Consider the following 20655-nt stretch of genomic DNA (forward strand, 5'->3'; position numbering starts at 1 on the left):
GCACTCGGCAACCCAGAATGAGTAAGTGGTAGCCGCGGGCCGGAATCCGGTTGGCTTGGCTTAGAAGCTACCCGAAGCAGTAGCGCGAACTGTGTAGTTCGCGGGCCTGAACGACAATTGTTGCTTGCAACGGCGCAGGCCACGCGAACTACACAGTTCGCGCTACTACTCACGCCCCGAACCGCTTCATCAGCTCCTCCTTCTTACGGCGCGAAACCTCAATAATCGAGTCGTCGGTGAGCTGCACGTAGCCCCCGCTGCCCTTGATGTAGCGCTTCACGTGGGCCGCGTTGATCAGGTGCGACTGGTGAATGCGGATAAAGCCGTAGTCGGTGAACAGCTCCTCGTATTCCTTGAGCGTGCGGCTAACCAGAATCCGTTCCTTGCCTTCGAGCACGAAGAGCGTGTAGTTGTCGTCGGACTGGCAGCGCACTACGCGGGCTACTTCTACCACCTCAAAACCCTGCATGGTAGGCAGCACCACTTTGCCAGTCAAGCCGTTTCGCTCCCGCATGTTGTCGTAGAAGGTGTGCAGTTGGGCGGCTACCGGGGCTTGCTGGCGCTGGGCTTTGGCTACGGCTTCGCGCAGGTCGGCCACGCCCACGGGCTTGAGCAGGTAGTCGAGGGCGCAGAACTTGATGGCGCGCAGGGCATACCGGTCGTGGGCGGTGGTGAAGATGATGTCGAACGAGGCACTGCCCAGCATGTCGAGCAAGTCGAAGCCCGAGCCCAGGGGCATTTCCACGTCCAGAAACAGCAGATCAGGAGTTTGCTCGCGCAGCAGCTGCAGGCCCTCCTCAGCCGAAGCTGCCTCCCCGATTATCGTCACGTCGGGGCAATAATGCTCCAGCAAAGCCCGTAGCGCAGCCCTGGTGTTGGTTTCGTCGTCGATAAGAATGGTGCGGGTCACGGGCGTAGTCGGGCTGGTAGTAGCAGAGTTGGCGGCAAGGTAAGCCAGACTATATAGCAAAAGCCAATAGCAGCCCCAAGCCGGCCGTTATGCTTGTGCAGCTTTAGGCGTGCTGCCGGGGAATGCGTACCACCACGCGGGTACCCTGGGCAGTGCTGCCGGGCCCGCCCAAGTCAATGATTTCGATGGAAATGGGCCGGCGGGCCTGCCGGTTCAGCAGGGCCACGCGCTCCTGCACAATGGCCATCCCCCGGGACGGAAAGCCAGCGTGGGTACCACTCTGGCCGGCGGCCCGCTCCCGCCCCACGCCGTTGTCTTCCACCACCGCCACCAGGTAAGCCCCTTCCCCACTCAGGCGCACCGCCACGTGGCCTTGGCCGGTGTGGTGGGCCAGGCCGTGCCACACAGCGTTTTCCACGAAGGGATGCAGCAGCATGGCCGGAATTTCCTCTTCCAGCAGCGTATCGTCGGCCGTTACGGTGTAGGTAAACTGCTGCTCGAAGCGCAGGGCCTCCAGCTCCAAATAGGTGCGGAGCAGGCTCAGCTCGGTGCGCACGGTGAGCAGCGGCTGGCGCGACTGTTCCAGAATCAGCCGCATCAGGCCGCCAAAACGGGCCAGGTAGTGATGGGCAGCCTGCTGTTCGTGCTGCAGAATATACTTCTGAATGGATTGCAGCGAGTTGAACACGAAGTGGGGGTTCATCTGGGCCAGTAGGGCCTGCTGCTCGGTTTGGGCCAGGCGCAACCGCACGTGCTGCCCCCGCCGCAGCTGCCGGCCGCCCCACAGGCCGCCGCCCAGCACCACGCACCCGGCCGCCGCCCAGCCCAGCCACTGCCAGCTGACGGGCTGCTCCTTCGGCAAGCGCCGGATTCCCTGATTCGTGACAAAAACCCAGTGGTGAGCATCCTCCCCGATAGTCCGCACGGCACTGCCAGCCAGCGCGGGCAACCGCGTCAGCTGCCGGTCGGCGTAGCGTAGCGCGCCGGCCGGGGTGCCAATCCAGAGGGGCCCGGCCGCTGACTGATACAGCGCCGTAATACGCTTGCTGGGCAGCCCCTGGGCATAGGTAATTTCCCGAAAGCCGGGGCCTTCATACACCAGCAGTCCTTCGCGGGTGCCTACCCACACCTGCCCGCTGGCATCCTGGGCGAGGGCCGTAACGGTGTCGTTGCTGAGCCCATTCTGCGTGGTAAAGAGGGTTGAGCGGCCTCCCTCCCGCAGGCGCAGGCCGGGTTGAGCGGCTTCCCATACCCGGCCCTGCCGGTCAATGAGTGTCGCACTTTGGCTTAGCGCTTTGCTCCTGCCCTGCCCGGCCGCCGCCAACGGGGCCAGAATGAGTATAACCTTGACCAGCCTTACCATCCTTTTGCGCTAAAACGACGCATACCGCCGCTTGCGCCGCCAGGCCCGCACGGCCCCGAATGCGCCCAGCAGCACCAACGGAGCCACCAGGTTCAGGAGCTGCCAGCGGCTTTTCTGCTCAATTACCTTGAGCTTGTCGAGGGGGCGCAGCGTGATTTGCTTGCCGCGCACGGTAATCAGGCCGCTTTCGTCAAGCATATAGTCTACGGCGTTCAATACCAGCTCGCGGTTGGCAAATTCGGTGTTGGCGAGGCGGTCGAAGCCCAAGCGGTAGGGGTTGCCTGTTTTGGGGTCCAGCTCGGAGCGGATAAAGTCGCCGTCGGAGACAACCAGCACTTTGGAGGGCTTGAGGCCGGGCGCAGTATTGGGCTGGAAGTTACTGGTGCCGGGCTCGGCCCGGTTGGCGTAGAGCGACTGAAACTGGCCTTCGAGCAGGTAACCTACGGGCTTAAAGCTTTCCTTATAAAGCTTCTGATTGGGCTCCAGGCGGGCGTCGTTGAAGTTGATGGGCACCGGCGCGGGCAGCACGCGGGTGTAGCGCGAGGTAAACATGAGCGGCGTTTTGCGGATGCCGTTGGCCTTCACCGTATCAATGGTGCTCACGAACTTAGTGTACACCGCGTCGAGGTTGCGGGTAATAGGGTGCTTGCTGAAGGAGTTGATGAGCGGGTAAAACTGCCAGGGCATCGGCTCCACCTTGGGTTTGTCGCCCTCGGTGCCCGTCACGAGCGGAATGACGCCCGAGTTGAGGTCGAGCAGCAGGTCGGGGTTGATGCGCACGCCATACTTGAAGAGCTGGTCTTCCAGGTTCAGATCGAGCGGGAAAGAGAGCATGCCGCCGCGGTTGGCGCTATCGAGGTTCACGCGCATGGCATCCACGAAAAACAGCGCGCTGCCGCCGTGGGTAATGAACTGGTCGAGCTTGAACTTCTCGGGCTCGGTGTAGGCCGTGGCGGGCTTAGCCACGATGATAGCGCTGAGCGTGCGCAGATCCTGGGGCCGGGTTTTGCGCAAATCCACCCGGAACACGTCGTAGTACTGCTGCAACGAGCCGATGATGTCGCCGGCTTCGGCGTTACTCAATTCACCGTGGCCTTCGAGCACGCCGATGCGCTTCCGCTGGCCGGGGCTCAGCTTGCGCACGGCGCTGGCCAACTCGTATTCGAGGCCCTCGATACTTTGATTGAGACGCACATCGGAGGGGGCCGCCTGGTTGCCGCGCAGCAGCAGCACCTGCTCCTCTTTGCCGCCGGCGGCTACCGTGGCCCAGGGAAAGATGATTTTCTCAACCCGCTTGCCGCCTTCGTTGGCCCCGAGGTTCGTCGGCCGTAAGCCTTTCTTGATGAGCGAGGCATAATACTCGTTGCGGGCCTTTTCGGTGCCGGCCGCCGAGGGGTCCACGAATACGTAGTGCAGGTTGGCGCCGCCATACACCTGCATTTCGTTCAGGGTTTCGCGCACCGACTGCTGCAACCGGCGGAAGCCGGGCGGGAAGTCGCCGTCCAGGTACACGGTCACCGTCACGGGCTGCTTCAGGGTTGAGAGCAGCTGCTTGGTGGCCGGGGCCATGGTGTAGCGCTTTTCCTGGGTCAGGTCGAGGCGGAAAAAGAACTGCTGGGCCAGGAAGTTGAGCAGCAGCAGCCCCCCAATGACGGCCCCGAAGCGGAGCAGGTCGCGGCGCTTGCGGGAAGTGACGGGAGCAGAAGTTTCGGGCGTATCAGAAGCCATAGAGTGGCAGCTATGTTAGAGCTAAAAGCTCCCTACTCAGATGAGGAGGGGTTGGGGGTAGTTGACCTTGCGTTGAACGACTCTTTAGTACTAGCTCTAAAATCGTTCTGACGAGGTCAACCACCCCTAGCGCCTGCTTGCTTGATGCATAACATCATCTGAGGAGGGGAACTAGTTTTTATTTGGTTACCAGTTGCGGCTTTGCAGTACCAGACGAGTGGCCAGCAGCAGGCCGGCAATGAGGCTGAGAAAGTAGAGCAGGTCGCGGGAGTCGATGAGGCCTTTGCTGATGTCGCGGTAGTGGGCCGCAATGCCAAGCTGGCCGATGTAGTAGGCCAGGCCCCCGTCGAAAACTGAGGCCAACGAATCGAAACCCGAGTACACCAGAAAGCAGCCGACGACGGCCACCAGAAAGGCAATAATCTGGTCGCGGGTAATGGCGGAGGCGAAGATGCCGATGGCCGCAAACACCGCTGCCAGCAGCGCCAGCCCGATATAGGAGCCCACGGTAGCAGCCGAGTCGATGTTGCCGGCGGGGTTGCCGAGCTGATATACCGAGTAGTAATAGAGTAGCGTGGGCACCAGAGCCAGCAAAGCCAGCAGCAAGCAGGCCAGGTACTTGCCGCCGATAATCTGCCCGTCGGTGAGCGGGCGGGTGAGCAGCAGCTCGATGGTGCCAGCCTTTTTCTCCTCGGCAAATGTGCGCATGGTAATGGCCGGAATCAGGAACAGGAAAATCCAGGGGGCCATGTTGAAGAGCGTCTGCAGGTCAGCATAGCCGTATTCTAGCACCGAGCTGTCGGGAAACACCCACACGAACAGGCCGGTAGCCACCAGAAACACCCCGATAACCATGTAGGCTACCGGCGAGCTGAGGAAGGCGTTGAATTCTTTGCGAAGGATGGCAAACATCGGTTGCGGAATAGATTGCAAAATTCGTCTGTCATGCTAAGCTTGCCGAAGCATCTCTACCGCTTCATTGCAATACTAATTGAATAGCAAGCACTGCGATAGAGATGCTTCGGCAAGCTCAGCAGGACGTTCTGTAGCTCGTGGTGCGGCTCATTTCGTCAACGACTGAAACACCTGCTCCAGCGACTGTTCTTCCTGGCGCAGGCCCAGCAGTATCCAGTCCTGCTGAGCTGCCAGGCGCGAAATGGCCCCACGCATATCCGGGCCTGCCGCGGCCCGGATGCGGTAGCGGTTGCCGGCTTCGACCTCCACGCCCAGAATACCGGGTAAGGCCCGTAGCGACGCCACGTCAATGGGCTGCTCGAACTCGGCGTGAATAACCGTCTCCCCCGCCGCTTTGCCGCCCAGCTCCGATACGGGTGAGTCGGCCACGAGCTGCCCGCGGTTGATGATAACTACCCGGCTGCATAGGGCCGTGACTTCGGGCAGAATGTGGGTGCTGAAAATAACGGTCTTGTCTTGGCCCAGCTCCCGGATTAGGGTTCGGATTTCGCCAATCTGGTTGGGGTCGAGGCCGGTGGTAGGCTCGTCGAGAATGAGTACGCCCGGGTCGTGAATCAGGGCCTGGGCCAGGCCCACACGCTGCCGGTAGCCTTTCGACAAGGCCCCGATCAGCTTGTTCTGCTCCCGGCCCAGCCCTACCCTATCCACCATCTGCTGCACGCGGGTGCGGCGCGGCTGGCCCTTGAGGCCGTGCACCGAGCCGATGAATTCGAGGTACTCGTGCACGTACATATCCAGGTAGAGCGGGTTGTGCTCGGGCAGGTAACCCACGCGGCGGCGCACTTCCAGCGCGTCGGTCTGCACGTCGAAGCCGTCCAGCTTCACCGTGCCGTGGGTGGGCGGCAGGTAGCCCGTGGCAATCTTCATCGTCGTGGATTTGCCCGCCCCGTTGGGCCCCAGAAAGCCCAGAATTTCGCCTTTGCCCACCGAGAATGAAATGTCATTCACGGCCGTCTGCGTTCCGAATACCTTGCTGAGCTGCTGTATTTCAACCATAGATTAAACGTGTCAAAACTGCTGCCGTGGCGGATGTCATTGCCTGAAGGCACAACGAAGCCATGCCAGGATACTCAGTCGGTACCAGGTTGCTACCTTTGCGGCCGCCCGGCAGATTCGTTACCTTGCCCGCCGGGTTCATAGCGTAGAGATGTTTCGAAGTACCATTTGGCTGCAAGTTAAGCGCACCTCGCGGGTTTTTAGTGTTGGCGCCGCATTGGTAGCCTCCGCCGCCCTGTTTGCCGGCTGCGGCGACGGCCACGAAATGGACTGCCTGAAAAGCACCGGTAAGGTCGTGACCGAGCGGCGCGACTTAGAAGCCTTTCAGGTAATACTGGCCTACGACAACGTGGACGTAACGTTGGTGCAGGACGCGGAAACCTATGCCGAGGTGCGGGCCGGCAAGAACCTGCAGGAAGATATTGAACTGCGGGTCGAAAACGGGGCCTTGGTAATTCACAATACCAGCCGCTGCAACTGGGTGCGCACCTACGACACGCCCCGCGAAGTGACAATACACCTACCCCGCCTCCACGACGTATTTCTGCGCGGCCAAGGCAACATCCGTACTGCTGGCAGCTTCCGGGCCGATACGCTGTTCTGCCACCTCGTAGGCGCCGGCAATTTCGACCTCGACATCAGCAGTGAATACGTGAACCTGGATATGTACGAGTTGGGCGACATTGCCCTGCGCGGCCGCGCCGACGAGTTTACGATGGTAGTGGGCGGCAGCGGTACACTCCGGGCCAGCGGTTTGCAAACCAAGCGCTGCTACTTCCGCTTCAACCACGACAGCAACGGCGACGCCTACGTTACGGCCACCGATTTTCTGGGTGGCACCAACGCCGGCGCCGGCACACTCTTCTACCAAGGCAAGCCCAGCCAAACCGATATCAACGTAACCGGCAAAGGCAAAGTCCTACCCAACTGATTCATTAATCCTTTACCATTTATCACCCAAACGGCAGTCTGCCTGATAAATGATAAATGACTTACAGGTCGCCGAGCTGCGGGCGAATCAGCAGCTCCTCGATGACGGCCTGCGGTGAGAGGGAATAGGCCCCGAATACGGCTTCGGCTACGTCTTCGGCTTTGATGAACCGCTCGGCAGGCAAGTCCATGCCTTCCCAGCTGGCCGTGAGCGTGGCCCCGGGCAAGATGGCCGTCACGCGCAGGTTGTGCTCTTTCAACTCTTCGCGCAGTCCTTTGGTGAAGCCCAGCAGGGCAAACTTAGCGATGCTGTAGGAGCCCCCGTTGGGGTAAGCCATGATGCTGGCCGTAGAGCACATATTGAAAATATGGCCCTCGCGCCGCCCAATCATTCCCGGCAGCAGGGCCCGGGTCACGTCGTAGGCGCTGTAGAGGTTCACGTCTATCATCTGGCGCAGCTGCGAGCCGTCGGCGGGCTCGTCCTGCAGCCGACCGGGCACAAACGCGCCGGTATTATTCACCAGCACGTCGATAGCCACACCCAGGCCCAGCACAAAATCGGTGAAGCGCCGGGTTTCTTCGGGGCGGCTCAAATCGGCGGGCAGCGTATGCAGCACCGCCCCGGGAACATCCTGCTGCACAGCGGTTATAAGGGTGGCCAAGTCCGAGGCCGAGCGGGCACAGGTGATGACGCCAAAGCCCGCCCGCGCGAAGCGCTCCACCAGGGCGCGGCCAATTCCTTTCGTTCCACCCGTGACAACGATATATTTTTGCATTCCTTTGATTGACGTTTTGGTTTTTACGTATGGGTTGCTGGCTCCGAGCTGAACGTTGGCCCTTTGCGGCCACGGCGCAAGTTTGAGCTTTTATCCTTTCTCCTCCTCTTTTTATGGTCAAAACCTTCGGTGAATTCCTGATCTTCATGCAAAGCATGCTGGTTCGGAAGGAAAGGCTGGGCACGCTCTGGCAGCGTACCCTCGACGAAGCCATCCTCATCGGCATCGATTCCGTGTTTATCGTTGCCATCGTCTCCGCCTTTATTGGGGCCGTTACCTGCGTTCAGATTGCCTACAACCTCGTCAATCCGCTCATCCCAAAGTCCACTATCGGCTTTATGGTGCGCGAAATGACGATTCTGGAACTGGCCCCCACCATTACCAGCATCGTGTTGGCCGGCAAAGTTGGCTCCAGCATTGCCGGCGGCCTGGGCACGATGCGCATCACCGAGCAGGTCGATGCACTGGAGGTAATGGGCATCAACTCGGCCTCCTATCTGGTGCTGCCCAAAATCGTGGCCGCCATGCTCATGTTTCCGCTGCTAGTGGTGCTGGCCATGGTGCTGTCCATTACGGGTGGCTACTTAGCCGGCACGCTGTCCGGAGCCATGTCGGCCCAAGAGTACGTGGAAGGCATTCGTACCGACTTTGTGCCCTACAACATCGTTTTTGCGTTGATTAAATCGGTGGTATTTGCCTTTCTGGTGTCGGCTATTTCTTCCTATAAAGGCTATTACACCAAAGGCGGCGCACTGGAAGTAGGTGCGGCCAGCACCGGCGCCGTTACCAATTCCATTATTGCCATCCTGCTGGCCGACTACGTGCTGGCGGCAGTACTCTTGTAATGTGCTAATGATTAATGTGCTCATGTGCTAAACCAGCTTTCTTGTTCGGTACTACAGCAGCACATCATTAGCACATTCAAACACATTAGCAAATCAGCACATTAGCATGATTGAAGTTCATAACATCCAGAAGTCCTTCAATGGCAACCCGGTGCTGAAGGGCATCACCTGCACGTTTGAGACGGGGAAGTGTAACCTGCTGCTCGGCGGCTCGGGCACCGGCAAAAGCGTGCTGCTGCAGTGCATCGTGGGTCTGATGAAGCCCGACCTAGGCAGCATCACCTTCGACGGGCTGGTGTTTACCAACAATAAGGTGGACATCAAGCAGGAAATCCGGCGCAAAATCGGGATGCTGTTTCAGGGCGGCGCGCTGTTCGACTCGATGACGGTGTACGAAAACACCGAATTTCCGCTCAAGATGCTCACGCCCGAGATGAGCAAGGAAGAGCGGCGCGACCGGGTCGAATTCTGCCTCAAGCGCGTGGGCCTGGAAAATGCCGGTACCAAGATGCCCTCCGAAATATCGGGCGGCATGAAAAAGCGCGTCGGCATTGCCCGCGCCATTGCGCCCAACTGCACCTACCTCTTCTGCGACGAGCCCAACTCCGGCCTCGACCCTGCTACCAGCATCAAGATTGACGAGCTTATCTACGAAATCACCCACGAGTACGGCATCACCACCGTCGTCATCACCCACGACATGAACTCGGTGGTCGAAATCGGGGACCATATCATCTACCTCCACAAAGGCCAGAAGCTCTGGGACGGCAACAAGGACGAAATTCTGAACACCACCGTGCCCGAGCTCAAGGAATTCATCTTCAGCAGCAGCCTGGTGCGGGCCGCCAAGAAAGTGGATGAGGAAACCGAAGGTGGCCTGGCTGCCGCCACTTCCGACGAAGCCTATAATATTTAGCTTTCAGGTTCCAGAATCAAAAAGCCCCGCCGGCAGCTGCTAGCGGGGCTTTTTTACGCAGTGAATTTCTGGCGGGCCTTAAAACCCGGCCCGCTGCCGGAGCTGGGTAATATGGGCCAGGTGGTGCTGCCCGTGCCAGGCATACATGGTCAGAGCCGCGTCGAGGGTGAAGTTGCGCTGGCTGCCGGGGTGGTAGAACGTGCGCAGCCACTGCGCATCGGTGAGTTGCCGCAGCAGAATCGTCCAGCGGATATGCAGCGACTCAAGCAGTGCCAACGACACGGCCACAGGCGTAGCCTGCACGTCGGGCAGTTCGGCCCAGGCCTGCTCGTCGTAGGGGCTGATGGTGGGATTTTCCTCCGTTAGAGCAAGCTTAAAGCGCACGTAGGAATTCAGGTGCGAATCGGGCAAGTGGTGCAGCACCTGGCGCACCGTCCAGCCGCCGGGGCGGTAGGGCGTATCGAGCTGGGCGGGCGTGAGGCCCGCCACGGCCGCCCGAATCTGGTCGGGCAGTACGGCAATTCGGGCAATCAGGGCGAGGCGCTGACCCGGGCTTAGCGGCCCATCGGGCAGCGTGGCGTGGCCAATCGGGTAGCGCAGGTCCGGGGTAGTGGAAGTTTCCATCAGGAGCAGTTTGGTTGCAGCCCGCAAGGTACTAAAAGGTAGTCGGCGGCTGGGCAACAGTGATTTTCCCTGTGCGTGTGTTGTGCCTGTCATCGTTGTTGCCGTCTGTCATCCTGAACTTGCGCAGGACCTTTCTCTACTGAGTTATAAGGAGAAGAAGATCCTGCGCAAGTTCAGGATGACGGACGGCAACAACCTTCAAATGCAAAAAAGGCTCCTCCATAACAGAGAAGCCTTTTTTGCAATCTAAAAAGCCGTTTTACGCGTTACGTTTATTCAGCTCATCACGGATTTTGGCGGCTTTTTCATAGTCCTCATTCGCCAGTGCCTGACTCAGCATAGTCTCAAGTTCCTTGAGAGAAACCTGGCCGCTGGGGTCCCGGGGCGTGGGCTCCGGCTTGGGCGTGCCGGAGGTGTCGTCATCCTCGTCCTCATCGTCGTCGTCGGCATCCTCGTCGGTATTTTCATCCAAATCACTTAGGATGATACCGGCTTCGCTCAGCACGCTTTCCACGGTGAAAATCGGGACGCCGAAGCGCAGGCCGATGGCAATGGCGTCGCTGGGGCGGGCGTCCAGTTCGAAGGTTGTGGCGCCGTCGGTGCACACAATCTTCGAGTAGAATACGCCTTCCTTCAAATCGGAAATCAACACTTCCAGCACTGCTACGTGCACATGCTCGGCAAACGACTTGAACAAGTCGTGCGTGAGCGGCCGGTTCGGATTGATTTTCTCAATCTGAATGGCAATACTCTGAGCCTCGAACATACCAATGATGATTGGCAGGCGACGGTTACCGGTTTTCTCACCCAGAATCAGGGCGAAAGAGCCGGACTGTGACTGGCTGGACGAGAGGCCCAGAATTTCGAGCTGTATTTTTTTCAAGGTATCTAGGAGCTTAGGGTCTTGGGAGCTTGGGGTCTTGGACGCGTATTCAGAGCGGCAAAGCTAGTCTTTCCCGGTTCTGAAACCCAAGACCCCAAGACCCTAATTCAATTCCTTTACGGCCTGGGTGAGTTTGGGCAATACGTCGAAAACGTCCCCAACGATGCCGTAGTCGGCAGCTTTAAAGAACGGCGCCTCCGGATCTTTGTTGATTACGACAATCACTTTCGAGGAGTTTACCCCGGCCAGGTGCTGAATAGCGCCCGAAATGCCGCAGGCAATGTACAGGTTCGGCGACACAGTGATGCCCGTCTGGCCCACGTGCTCGTGGTGAGGGCGCCAGTCTACGTCCGACACGGGCTTAGAGCAGGCCGTAGCCGCACCCAAGGCTTTGGCCAGGTCCTCAATCAGGTGCCAGTTTTCGGGGCCTTTCATGCCCCGGCCACCCGATACTACGCGGTCAGCCTCGGGCAGCAGAATGCCGCCGGCCTGATCCTGCATTACTACCTGTTTGGGCGCGTCGGTGAAGTCGGCGTCCGATAGGCCAGCCGAGAACGACTCAACCTGGGCGGTTTTGCCGGCTTCGTGCGAAGCCTCAATCGAGTTCTTCTTCACGGCCAGAATTTTCCGGTCGCCGGTCAGTACCACGTCGGCAAAGGCTTTGCCCGAGAAGGCACCGCGCTTCACCGTGAAGCTGCCACCATCGTTTTTGGGCAGCTCTACTACGTTGGTCGCCAGGCTGGCCTTCAGCCGCACCGACAGGCGCGAGCCCACCGAGGCCCCGATGTTGGAATTGGCCAGCACGATTACTGCCGAGCTTTCCTTTTCCACCGCGGCGGCAATCAGCTTGGTGTAGGCGCTGTTTACGAAATCCTTCAAGCGAGGCTCCGCGTCGTACAATACCTTGCTGATGCCCTGCTCACCGAGCTTGGCCAGATTGGCTTCGGTAGCCTCGCCCACGGCCACGGCCGTAGCCGTGGTGCCAAGCATCTGCGCTACCTGGCTTCCGTACGAAGCCACTTCCAGCGACGATTTTTTTACCTCGCCACCATCACATTCAACTACAACTAGAACGGACATTTCTTTGGTTTTTTGAGTTTGGTTTTTGGTTATTTGGGGTTCAACGAGTTGGTTTTGTGCTGTTTCGGCTTAAGCCAAAAACAGAAAACCAACAACCAAAAACCAATTAAATCACCTTGGCTTCGTTACGGAGCAGCTTGATCAAATCACCGGCCGACTCGGCGGGGATGAGCTTCACGCCCTGCTTCTTGGGCGGCAGTGCGTACTCGGCTACCGAAGTGCGGGCACCTTCGCCCACGGCTTCCACCACTTTCAGCGGCTTGGTGCGGGCCGTCATGATGCCACGCATGTTCGGAATGCGGGGCTCGCACATGGGCTGCTGGCACGAGGCCACGAAAGGCGCCGAAACTTCCACGATTTCCTTGCCGCCTTCAATTTCGCGCTCTAGCGTAGCCGTGCTGCCGCTCATATCGAGCTTCATGGCCGGGGCCACTGTCGGGATGCCGAGCATTTCGCCCACCATGCCGTGCACCTGAAAGCCATTGTAGTCAATGCTTTCCTTGCCCATCAGAATCACGTCGTAGGCACCTTCTTTAGCAACCGCAGCAATCTGCTGGGCCACGAAATAAGCATCCTTCGGAGCGGCATTCACGCGGATGGCGTCGTCGGCCCCGATGGCCAGAGCCTTGCGGATATTGGGTTCGGTGTCGGCTTCGCCCACGTTGAGGACGGTAACAGTGCCGCTGCCCTGGGCTTCTTTGAGCTCAATGGCACGGGTGAGGGCATATTCATCCCAGGGATTAATCACGAATTGCACCCCTGCCTTGTTGAACTCCTTGTTATCGGGCGTGAAGGCAATTTTGGTGGTCGTGTCGGGAACGTTGCTGATGCAAACGAGAAACTTCATCTACGGCTGCTTGTGGATGGGAGATAAACTACGGGAAAGCCCCTAATTTCGGGCGAAGATACAGAAAACTCCCTCCCAATGGATACCACGCCGACCCGCCTGCAGCAGCTGCTGACCTTTTATAACGAAGACCCGAACGACCCGTTCATCATCTACGCCCTGGCTACTGAATATCGGACGGCGGAGCCCCAACGGGCAATGGAGTATTACCAGAAACTTCTGGATGAGCACCCTGACTACGTAGGTACGTACTACCACGCGGGCAAGATGCTGGAGTTCTTAGAAAATCCGGAAGCGGCGGAAAAGGTTTACCGCCGCGGCCTGCAGGTGAGTCGCCGGGCCGGGCAGATGCACGCGGCCAGTGAGATTCAGCAGGCGCTCAACCAGCTCCTGGGCCTCGACTACGAAGACGAATAGCGCAGGCCGGCCGGACCAAAGTCAGGGTACGGAAGCGGACATGGGCGAATAGTTAGGCAGACTGATGAGAACGAAGGAAATGCCAGGCCTCGGCCGCGCGTCTCGTCAGACGCGGCGGTTCCGGCCAGTTTTTGCCGCTTTTGCCAGGGCTAATTAGAATTAACTCCTCGGTTTCGGCTCTGCAAAATACGCTGCATGCCGAGTATTGTTCAAGCGAAAAGGGAAATTAATTGCAACCTGCGCTGAGAAATTGCGTTTAAACGGGGCTTTGGCACTTTAGCCGAACTATAAACCGCCGGCCGGTGTCAGAAGGAATGCGTAAGACCACTCTGCTGACTACCGCCGGGCTGTTGCTCGTCGGCTCCGCCCGCACCCTGGCCCAGACCACTGACCCCACTATCGGCAACGAAGACACGCCCTTTGTGCGCAACATTCGCCCCGACCGGCCAGGTCAGACCATCACCACCAACATGCTGAACCCCGGGCAATTCCAGCTGGAAGCCGGCGTCAGCAGCCAGCCCGACCCATTTAGTCCCGGCAGCGCTGCTAGCCGGAACCTGAGCACGGGTCTGTTGCGGGTAGGTTTTTTCAACAACATCGAACTGCGCGTGTCCCAGGGCTACTTGGCCCCGCTGCCTATGACCGGCACAGCTGTGGAGCCCGGCAGTACGGAAGTGCTACGGCCCAGCGGACTGATGCCCATGACGGTTGGGGCGAAATTTCTGGCATCCTCCAACCCCAACACTCGCTCTCAAGTGGTAGTGCTGGCGGAAATGACGCTGCGCAACGGCGACAAATCGTTTCAGACGACGGCCTATGAGCCGGCCGCCCGCCTGCTGGTATCACAGCAAATTGGGGAACGATTTGGCCTGGAAGCCAACTTCGGCTTCCGGCAGCGCGGCTTCAAGGCCGCCGATACCAAGCGCGGCACCTATCTGGGCACTCTGGCGCTGAACGGCCCACTGGGCAATTCCTTCGGTTTTTTCGCCGAAACCTACGCTACCTGGCAGCAGCAGGCTAAGCTCGCGCCGGGCGTTACGTCGGGCCTATATTGGCGCCCATGGCCGGGTCTGCGCCTCGATGTAACGGCGGGCCGAACATTGTCGGGCACCACGAGCGGCACCACGCTCGGTGGTGGATTGAGCATTCGGCTGCCCCGCTAAACAGACATTTGCTAGCGTAAAGAATCTGCTCATCCTCCCGGAGGAATGGGTAAATTCTTTACGCTTTTTATTTTGGTACTAATGAAAGATTTATTTATACTTGTCTTATACTACACTCGTAGCTATTCCGCGTATGAAAAAATACTACACATCCGTCTTTGGTCTTCTTTTCGCAGTGCTGACTTACTCCGAAGCCCGGGGCCAAACCATCATTAATGCCCAATACCGGCCCATAAACGGTCTTAGTGACCCGGAGCTACCCGACCCACGCTATGCGGGGGCACTAGAAGTAGACGAGCTAAAGGAGCAAGTCCAACTGCTGACCGATGCCTACAGCCGCTTGGTAGAGCAAAACAACCTGCAGGCCGACCGGCTCCAGGCCCTCGAGCGGCTGGTGCGGGCCGTGGGTCCACCGCCAGCTCGCACTTTGCCCAACTCGGCTCTGTCTATTCGCAAGCTATAGTCCTTTCACATCCTGACTGCTATTTGGTATCCAACTCTCTCCTATTGCTATTACTGCAAAGCAAAGCCCTGACCACTCGCGGTGGTCAGGGCTTTGCTTTGCAGTAAAAGACGAGCTTTATGGGCGCTGGCTAACAGCCTCTGGGCTGATGCGCGTGGGGGTTTGCTGGCCGGCCACGATACCGGTGGAACTGCGGGCAATGGCGGTGATAACCGCCGTCATGTTGGCCAGGTCCAGCGTTTCAATCTCATCATCAACGGTGTGGTAGAGCTTATCCGTCGGAATCTGGTCGGTGCTGATGGTGTGGGCCGGCACGCCCAGCCGGGCCAGGGTGGCGTTGTCGGAGCGGTAGAACAGGTTTTGCTCGGGGTATGGGTCGGGCTCGAAGCGGAAGGGCGTGCCGGTGAGGTTGCGCTGGAGCAGCTTGCCGAAGTCCGATTTGTCGAAGCCGGTAATGAAGGCGGTGTTCGGGCCGAATTTGGCCTGTTTGCCAATCATTTCGATGTTAAACATGGCCGTAATCTGCTTGGCATCGAGCTGGCGGGAAAAGTACTGAGAGCCAAAACCACCGATTTCCTCGGCCGTAAAGGCCGCAAATACCAGTGTGCGGGCGTTGTCGTTCTTCTTTTTGAAGTATTCGGCCAGCGCAACCACGGCCGTAGTGCCGCTGGCGTCATCGTCGGCCCCGTTGGCTACATTGTCGCCACTAGTGGGCTCCAGCAGGCCCAGATGGTCGTAGTGGGAAGAGAAAACGACCATTTCGGCGGCCTTGGCCGGGTCGTGGCCCGGCAGCACGGCCACGACGTTGCGAATCTCAATGGGCCGCACGGTAGTGTTAGCCGCCACCCGAAACTTGATGGCCGCGTTGGGAGTCGTCGTCAGCACGGCTACGCAGGAATACGGCCCCGGCTTATCGGGCTGCACCCGGCCTTTTTTGGTGTAGCCTACCAGCCGCTGAAACTCGGCCGCGTGGGTAGGATCCAGAATAACAATCAGGTTTTCGGTGGGCTCCAGAATCTGACGGTAGATCTGGGCGGGCAGCGGCTGTGGCCCCAGCACCATCACGCGGGCGGCGGGGTCATCCGTGTCGGTCCAGTTCAGATGAGCTTGCCCCGACACCAACAGAGCCTTATCCGGTGGTATGTTTGTGCCGTTGATAGTTACATACAAAGCGGCCGTTTTGGTTTCGTACACCGGAAAAACCTGCTCGTAGCCCGTAATGCCCGGCAACGACCCCAAGCCGAGGCGCTGGAACTCGGCGGCCAAAAATTGGGCGGCTTTCAGGCCGCCCGGTTGGGTAGAAGCCCGGCCCTCCATATCGTCGGCGGCCAGGGCTCGCGCCACCCGCTCTACCGTAGCGGCCGATACGCCTGGCGTGGTAGTTGCCGAGGGGGTCTTTTTTTGAGCAAGCAGCGTGGATGAAACCAGTAAAAGAAATAAGACGATGGGAGGGAATTTTTGCATAACGCAAATTAAGCCTTTTGAAAAGTCTTCAATAAAATTCTGGCAGCATTTCCACATTTTTTCTGTCGTAGCCACTCGTTTAAGCGGCATTTATCTTTCTTTTTCATGATTCGCACCTCCTTTCTTGCTGTCGGCGCCTTCTGCGCGCTCCTATTGGCAAGCTGCCAGACTACTTCACCAACTGCCCCGCCCGCTGCGCAGGCAATTACCACGCCCCTGGCCGAGCTGCGCAATACGCGCTGGGTATTGCGCCAGCTTAATGGGCAACCGGTAGCTACGCCAGCCAACGGTGAAGTGTATGTGCTACTGCGCGGTAATGAGCAGCAGGCCGAAGGCCACAGCGGCTGCAACCGGTTTCTGGGCAAGTTTGATCTGCCAGCCGCCGGGCAGTTGCGCTTCGGGCCACTGGCATCTACGCGCATGGCCTGCCTCGATGCGGCGGCCAACACCACGGAAACCGGCTTTTTGGCCGCTCTAGCCAATACCCGCACCTACCAGATTAGCGGTGACACGTTGCGGCTGTACCCAGAGGTAGCCACCGGGCCGGCGGCCGTGCTGCACGCGGTGTACCTACATTAAACATTCCGCAGAATTCAGCTAAGCAAGCAAAAAGGCCGGAACGATGCATCGTCCCGGCCTTTTTGCTTGCTTAGCTGAATTACCCCAGTGTCAGCACCAGGTCGTCGGCGTTTACCAGGGTGCCTTCGGAAAGCTGCACTCCCTGCACCGTAGTGTCGTCGGGAGCGGTGATGGTGGTTTCCATTTTCATGGCCTCGATGATGAACAGCGGCGCGTTGCGCTTCACCTGCTGACCGTTTTCGACCAGCACTTTCGAGAGCATACCCTGCAGCGGGGCGCCTACCTGCCGCGGGTTGGCCTTGTCGATTTTCTGGTTGCGCACCGTTTTCACTTCCACCGACCGGTCGCGCACTTCCAGGTTGCGGGTCTGGCCGTTGAAGGAGAAGAAGATAGTGCGGCAGCCGTCGTCGTTGACCTCCCCTACCGAGCGCAGCTTCACAATGACGGATTTACCGCGGGCAATGTCGATAATGGTTTCCTCGCCGGGCTTGAGGCCGTAGAAAAATACGCGGGTAGGCACCAACGATACGTCGCCGAACTGCTGAAAATGGGCCCAGTACTGCTCGAATACCTTGGGATAGAGCAGATACGAGAGCAAATCGGTGAACTTGACGCCCGCCCCAAACTTCTCCTCAAACTGCTTCCACTCCTTCTTGAAGTCGATGGGCTTGAGGTGCTCGTTGGGCCGGTCGGTGAAAGGCTTTTCGTCCTTGAGAATCAGTTTCTGCAGCTCTTTAGGCCAGCCGCCCTCGGGTTGCCCGATGTCGCCGCGGAACAGGCTTTGCACCGATTCGGGGAAGCTCAGCGTCTGACCCTTTTCGAGCACATCACTGGTGCTCAGGTTGTTCGATACCATGAACAAGGCCATGTCGCCAACGACTTTCGACGAAGGCGTAACTTTCACAATATCACCGAACATGGCATTCACGTCGGCAAAGGTCTTTTTCACCTGCTCGAACTTGTCGCCGAGGCCCAGCGCGGCTGCCTGGGGGCGCAGGTTGGAATACTGCCCGCCGGGAATTTCGTGCTGGAATACCTCCGAGGTGCCAGCCTTGAGGCCCGACTCGAATGGGTAGTAGTACTCACGCACGGTTTCCCAGTAGTTGGAGAAGTCGTTGAGGCTTTCCTGGTTGAATTCGCGGTGGCGCGGCGTGCCCCGGAACATTTCCACCACCGAGTTAAAGTTGGGCTGCGAGGTAAGGCCCGACAACGAGCCCAGCGCCACGTCAATAACGTCGGCTCCCGCTTCCACGGCCTTCAGATAGGTGGCCGGCTGCAACGACGAGGTGTCATGAGTGTGCAGGTGAATCGGAATCTTGACTGTGTCGCGTAGGGCCGTAATCAGCTCGGTGGCCGCGTAGGGTTTCAGCAGGCCGGCCATGTCCTTGATGCACAGGATGTGGGCTCCGGCATCTTCCACCTGCTTGGCCAGGCGCAGGTAGTAGTCGAGCGAGTATTTCTGGTTGCGCCGGGCATCCAGAATGTCGCCGGTGTAGCAGATGCTGGCTTCGGCGAGGCCCTTGGTTTTCTTGCGCACGAAGTTGATGCACGACTCCATGCCCGGCATCCAGTTCAGCGAGTCGAAGATGCGGAACACGTCGACGCCGGTTTCCCAGGCCTGCTGCACAAACCGCTCGGTGAGGTTGTCCGGATAGGCCTTGTAGCCCACGCCGTTGGCGCCGCGAATCAGCATCTGGAGCAGGATATTGGGCACGGCTGCCCGGATTTTGGCCAGCCGCTCCCAGGGGTCTTCGTGCAGAAAGCGCAAAGCCACGTCGAAGGTAGCGCCGCCCCACACTTCCATTGAGAAGGTCTGGGGGTGCATTTTGGCGTAGCGCTCGGCCACCTTCAGCATGTCGAAGGTGCGCATGCGGGTAGCCAGCAGGCTTTGGTGGGCGTCGCGGAAGGTGGTGTCGGTGTAGTGAATCAGCGGATCCTCGCGCAGCCACTTGGCAAAGCCTTCGGGGCCCAGTTCGGTGAGCTTGTTCTTGGTGCCGGGCTGGTAGTCGGCATCAGGGTCAAATTTGGGTAGGATAGGCTTGCGCAGCTCCTTTTTGGGGTCAATTAGGCCCTTCACGTCCGGGTTGCCGTTCACGATAATGTCGCCGACGAAGCCCAGAATCTTCGTGCCCCGATCCTGCCGCGCCTTGAACTTGAACAGCTCGGGGTGGTCCTTGATGAAGTCTACGTTGGCCTGCCCGCTCACGAACGTGGGGTTGGCAATGATGTTCTGCAGAAACTGGATATTGGTCCGCACCCCCCGAATCCGGAACTCGTCGAGGGTGCGGGCCATCTTGGAAGCGGCGCCTTCCAGCGTGGGCGCGTGGGCCGACACCTTGACCAGCAGCGAGTCGAAAAACGGCGAAATCTTGGCGCCCTGGTACACCGAGCCCTGATCTAAGCGGATGCCGAAGCCCCCGGCCGAGCGGTAGGCCACGATGGTGCCGTAGTCGGGCTTGAAGTCGTTTTCGGGGTCTTCGGTGGTAATGCGGCACTGAATGGCGTAGCCGTTCTTCATAGGCCGGCCGCCTACTTCCAGCCCGATTTCGGGGTCGGTGAGGCGGGCCCCGTCGGCAATGTAGATCTGGGTTTTAATCAAATCAATGCCGGTAATCATTTCCGTAACCGTGTGCTCTACCTGGATGCGCGGATTTACCTCGATAAAGTAAATTCGGTCCATTTCGGGGTTCACCAGAAACTCGACGGTGCCCACGTTGTTGTAGTTCACGGCCCGGCCCAAGCGCAGCGCGTACTCATATAAGAGGTGGCGCATGTGGTCGGGCAGATTCAGCGAGGGCGCTACTTCCACCACTTTCTGGTAGCGGCGCTGCACCGAGCAGTCGCGCTCATACAAGTGCACGATGTTGCCGTGGGTGTCGGCCACGAGCTGCACCTCGATGTGCTTGGGGTTTTCGACAAACTTTTCCAGGAACACCGTATCGTCGCCGAAGGCCTTCAGGGCCTCATTGCGGGCCTCGAAAAAGCCGCGCTCCAGCTGCTCATCGTCGCGGATGACGCGCATGCCCCGACCGCCGCCGCCGCTGGCGGCTTTCAGCATCACGGGGTAGCCGATGCGGTTGGCTTCGCGCTGGGCCGTTTCGAAGTCGTTGAGGTCGTCGATGCTGCTCTCGATGATGGGCACCTGGCACTGCACGGCCACCTTCTTGGCGGCTACTTTGTCGCCGAGGGCTTCCATCACCTCGGGGCGCGGGCCCACGAAGATGATGCCTTCTTCGCCGCAGCGCCGGGCCAGCGTGGCGTTTTCCGACAGAAAGCCGTAGCCGGGGTGAATCGCATCGACGCCGTTTTCCTTGGCCACTCGCAAAATGCCTTCGATGTCGAGGTAGGGCTTCAGCGGGTCGTCGTCGCGGCCGATCTGGTAGGCCTCATCGGCCTTATAGCGGTGCAGCGAGTAGCGGTCCTCGTAGGTATAAATGGCTACCGTGGGAATGCCCAGCTCGGTGGCGGCCCGTAATACCCGGATGGCAATTTCGCCGCGGTTGGCGACCAGCAGTTTGCGGATGTTCATATCGACAGGAAAGCAGTTTTGGCGGTGACGAAAGCGTTGAGAGCCGAAAGCTAGGAAAAAGGCAGGCGAAACCCAGAATTCTGCAGCGAATTTTTGCTAATTGCTATAATTCGCAAACAAACATTCGTTATTCCCGGCATTAAGGTTACAATATATAAACCTTGGGC

General features: G+C 59.0%; 19 protein-coding genes. 7 read left to right on the plus strand and 12 right to left on the minus strand.

Translation table 11 applies throughout. The annotated features are described in order from the left end of the window. Window positions 1-169: 169 nt before the first annotated feature. The 5 genes from LGH74_RS07265 to gldA all read right to left on the minus strand — a co-directional run bounded on the left by LGH74_RS07265 (window position 170) and on the right by gldA (window position 5972). Window positions 170-970 carry a LytR/AlgR family response regulator transcription factor gene (locus LGH74_RS07265; protein WP_226173963.1) on the minus strand — a complete coding sequence of 267 codons (801 nt, stop codon included), beginning with the start codon at window positions 968-970 and terminating at the stop codon, window positions 170-172. A 43-nt stretch (window positions 971-1013) separates the two neighbouring features. Beyond that, on the minus strand, window positions 1014-2273 hold the full coding sequence (locus LGH74_RS07270) for a sensor histidine kinase (RefSeq protein WP_226173965.1): 1260 nt from the start codon (window positions 2271-2273) through the stop codon (window positions 1014-1016). Between the two features lie 9 nt (window positions 2274-2282). After that, window positions 2283-4001 carry a gliding motility-associated ABC transporter substrate-binding protein GldG gene (gene gldG, locus LGH74_RS07275; RefSeq protein ID WP_226173967.1) on the minus strand — a complete coding sequence of 573 codons (1719 nt, stop codon included), beginning with the start codon at window positions 3999-4001 and terminating at the stop codon, window positions 2283-2285. Window positions 4002-4187: 186 nt separating this feature from the next. After that, complete coding sequence (gene gldF / locus LGH74_RS07280) at window positions 4188-4913, minus strand: gliding motility-associated ABC transporter permease subunit GldF (protein ID WP_226173969.1); 726 nt, start codon at window positions 4911-4913, stop codon at window positions 4188-4190. A gap of 150 nt (window positions 4914-5063) precedes the next feature. Then, on the minus strand, window positions 5064-5972 hold the full coding sequence (gldA, locus tag LGH74_RS07285) for a gliding motility-associated ABC transporter ATP-binding subunit GldA (RefSeq protein ID WP_226173979.1): 909 nt from the start codon (window positions 5970-5972) through the stop codon (window positions 5064-5066). A 151-nt stretch (window positions 5973-6123) separates the two neighbouring features. Between gldA and LGH74_RS07290 the strand changes: the two genes are divergently transcribed. Beyond that, window positions 6124-6903: a head GIN domain-containing protein gene (locus LGH74_RS07290; RefSeq protein ID WP_226173982.1), complete on the plus strand. Its 780-nt coding sequence runs from the start codon at window positions 6124-6126 to the stop codon at window positions 6901-6903. Window positions 6904-6964: 61 nt separating this feature from the next. Here LGH74_RS07290 and LGH74_RS07295 read toward each other — a convergent pair whose 3' ends face one another. Next, on the minus strand, window positions 6965-7678 hold the full coding sequence (locus tag LGH74_RS07295) for an SDR family oxidoreductase (protein WP_226173984.1): 714 nt from the start codon (window positions 7676-7678) through the stop codon (window positions 6965-6967). Window positions 7679-7791: 113 nt separating this feature from the next. Between LGH74_RS07295 and LGH74_RS07300 the strand changes: the two genes are divergently transcribed. Together LGH74_RS07300 and LGH74_RS07305 are read left to right on the plus strand one after the other, a co-directional pair. After that, window positions 7792-8523 carry an MlaE family ABC transporter permease gene (locus tag LGH74_RS07300; protein WP_226173986.1) on the plus strand — a complete coding sequence of 244 codons (732 nt, stop codon included), beginning with the start codon at window positions 7792-7794 and terminating at the stop codon, window positions 8521-8523. A gap of 106 nt (window positions 8524-8629) precedes the next feature. Then, window positions 8630-9439, plus strand: coding sequence for an ABC transporter ATP-binding protein (locus tag LGH74_RS07305; protein ID WP_226173988.1), 810 nt, complete (start codon window positions 8630-8632; stop codon window positions 9437-9439). 78 nt (window positions 9440-9517) lie between these two features. On the opposite strand, the gene LGH74_RS07310 is transcribed toward LGH74_RS07305, so the two are convergent. The 4 genes from LGH74_RS07310 to LGH74_RS07325 all read right to left on the minus strand — a co-directional run bounded on the left by LGH74_RS07310 (window position 9518) and on the right by LGH74_RS07325 (window position 12873). After that, window positions 9518-10063 (minus strand): YfiT family bacillithiol transferase, encoded by a 546-nt coding sequence (locus tag LGH74_RS07310; RefSeq protein WP_226173990.1) that lies wholly within the window; start codon window positions 10061-10063, stop codon window positions 9518-9520. 259 nt (window positions 10064-10322) lie between these two features. Further along, a complete protein-coding gene (locus LGH74_RS07315; RefSeq protein ID WP_226173992.1) occupies window positions 10323-10946 on the minus strand; it encodes a bifunctional nuclease family protein in 624 nt (207 codons plus the stop codon). Between the two features lie 102 nt (window positions 10947-11048). After that, window positions 11049-12026 carry an electron transfer flavoprotein subunit alpha/FixB family protein gene (locus LGH74_RS07320; protein WP_226173994.1) on the minus strand — a complete coding sequence of 326 codons (978 nt, stop codon included), beginning with the start codon at window positions 12024-12026 and terminating at the stop codon, window positions 11049-11051. A 106-nt stretch (window positions 12027-12132) separates the two neighbouring features. Further along, window positions 12133-12873, minus strand: a complete 741-nt coding sequence (locus LGH74_RS07325) for an electron transfer flavoprotein subunit beta/FixA family protein (protein ID WP_226173996.1) — start codon at window positions 12871-12873, stop codon at window positions 12133-12135. A 78-nt stretch (window positions 12874-12951) separates the two neighbouring features. Here LGH74_RS07325 and LGH74_RS07330 point away from each other — a divergent pair, with 78 nt between their 5' ends. From LGH74_RS07330 to LGH74_RS07340, 3 genes are all read left to right on the plus strand, one after another. Beyond that, complete coding sequence (locus LGH74_RS07330; RefSeq protein WP_226173998.1) at window positions 12952-13290, plus strand: tetratricopeptide repeat protein; 339 nt, start codon at window positions 12952-12954, stop codon at window positions 13288-13290. Between the two features lie 314 nt (window positions 13291-13604). After that, complete coding sequence (locus LGH74_RS07335; RefSeq protein ID WP_226174000.1) at window positions 13605-14453, plus strand: transporter; 849 nt, start codon at window positions 13605-13607, stop codon at window positions 14451-14453. 133 nt (window positions 14454-14586) lie between these two features. After that, complete coding sequence (locus tag LGH74_RS07340; protein ID WP_226174007.1) at window positions 14587-14916, plus strand: hypothetical protein; 330 nt, start codon at window positions 14587-14589, stop codon at window positions 14914-14916. Window positions 14917-15033: 117 nt separating this feature from the next. Here the strand turns inward: LGH74_RS07340 and LGH74_RS07345 are convergent, their stop codons facing one another. Continuing rightward, a complete protein-coding gene (locus LGH74_RS07345; protein WP_226174009.1) occupies window positions 15034-16380 on the minus strand; it encodes a M20/M25/M40 family metallo-hydrolase in 1347 nt (448 codons plus the stop codon). A gap of 105 nt (window positions 16381-16485) precedes the next feature. Between LGH74_RS07345 and LGH74_RS07350 the strand changes: the two genes are divergently transcribed. After that, on the plus strand, window positions 16486-16959 hold the full coding sequence (locus tag LGH74_RS07350; RefSeq protein WP_226174011.1) for an META domain-containing protein: 474 nt from the start codon (window positions 16486-16488) through the stop codon (window positions 16957-16959). Between the two features lie 79 nt (window positions 16960-17038). Here the strand turns inward: LGH74_RS07350 and LGH74_RS07355 are convergent, their stop codons facing one another. Next, window positions 17039-20488: a pyruvate carboxylase gene (locus LGH74_RS07355; protein ID WP_226174019.1), complete on the minus strand. Its 3450-nt coding sequence runs from the start codon at window positions 20486-20488 to the stop codon at window positions 17039-17041. Window positions 20489-20655: the final 167 nt, after the last annotated feature.

This window comes from Hymenobacter lucidus (genome assembly GCF_020447265.1).
Lineage (GTDB): Bacteria > Bacteroidota > Bacteroidia > Cytophagales > Hymenobacteraceae > Hymenobacter > Hymenobacter lucidus.

What these genes read in the sequence shown, in the direction of transcription:
- LGH74_RS07355 (WP_226174019.1), bottom strand. Translation starts at nt 20,488, where the DNA reads ATGAACATCCGCAAACTGCTGGTCGCCAACCGCGGCGAAATTGCCATC.
- gldF (WP_226173969.1), bottom strand. Translation starts at nt 4,913, where the DNA reads ATGTTTGCCATCCTTCGCAAAGAATTCAACGCCTTCCTCAGCTCGCCG.
- LGH74_RS07310 (WP_226173990.1), bottom strand. Translation starts at nt 10,063, where the DNA reads ATGGAAACTTCCACTACCCCGGACCTGCGCTACCCGATTGGCCACGCC.
- LGH74_RS07305 (WP_226173988.1), top strand. Translation starts at nt 8,630, where the DNA reads ATGATTGAAGTTCATAACATCCAGAAGTCCTTCAATGGCAACCCGGTG.
- LGH74_RS07290 (WP_226173982.1), top strand. Translation starts at nt 6,124, where the DNA reads ATGTTTCGAAGTACCATTTGGCTGCAAGTTAAGCGCACCTCGCGGGTT.
- LGH74_RS07320 (WP_226173994.1), bottom strand. Translation starts at nt 12,026, where the DNA reads ATGTCCGTTCTAGTTGTAGTTGAATGTGATGGTGGCGAGGTAAAAAAA.
- LGH74_RS07325 (WP_226173996.1), bottom strand. Translation starts at nt 12,873, where the DNA reads ATGAAGTTTCTCGTTTGCATCAGCAACGTTCCCGACACGACCACCAAA.
- LGH74_RS07335 (WP_226174000.1), top strand. Translation starts at nt 13,605, where the DNA reads ATGCGTAAGACCACTCTGCTGACTACCGCCGGGCTGTTGCTCGTCGGC.
- LGH74_RS07330 (WP_226173998.1), top strand. Translation starts at nt 12,952, where the DNA reads ATGGATACCACGCCGACCCGCCTGCAGCAGCTGCTGACCTTTTATAAC.
- LGH74_RS07345 (WP_226174009.1), bottom strand. Translation starts at nt 16,380, where the DNA reads ATGCAAAAATTCCCTCCCATCGTCTTATTTCTTTTACTGGTTTCATCC.
- LGH74_RS07350 (WP_226174011.1), top strand. Translation starts at nt 16,486, where the DNA reads ATGATTCGCACCTCCTTTCTTGCTGTCGGCGCCTTCTGCGCGCTCCTA.
- gldA (WP_226173979.1), bottom strand. Translation starts at nt 5,972, where the DNA reads ATGGTTGAAATACAGCAGCTCAGCAAGGTATTCGGAACGCAGACGGCC.
- LGH74_RS07340 (WP_226174007.1), top strand. Translation starts at nt 14,587, where the DNA reads ATGAAAAAATACTACACATCCGTCTTTGGTCTTCTTTTCGCAGTGCTG.
- LGH74_RS07270 (WP_226173965.1), bottom strand. Translation starts at nt 2,273, where the DNA reads ATGGTAAGGCTGGTCAAGGTTATACTCATTCTGGCCCCGTTGGCGGCG.
- LGH74_RS07295 (WP_226173984.1), bottom strand. Translation starts at nt 7,678, where the DNA reads ATGCAAAAATATATCGTTGTCACGGGTGGAACGAAAGGAATTGGCCGC.
- gldG (WP_226173967.1), bottom strand. Translation starts at nt 4,001, where the DNA reads ATGGCTTCTGATACGCCCGAAACTTCTGCTCCCGTCACTTCCCGCAAG.
- LGH74_RS07300 (WP_226173986.1), top strand. Translation starts at nt 7,792, where the DNA reads ATGGTCAAAACCTTCGGTGAATTCCTGATCTTCATGCAAAGCATGCTG.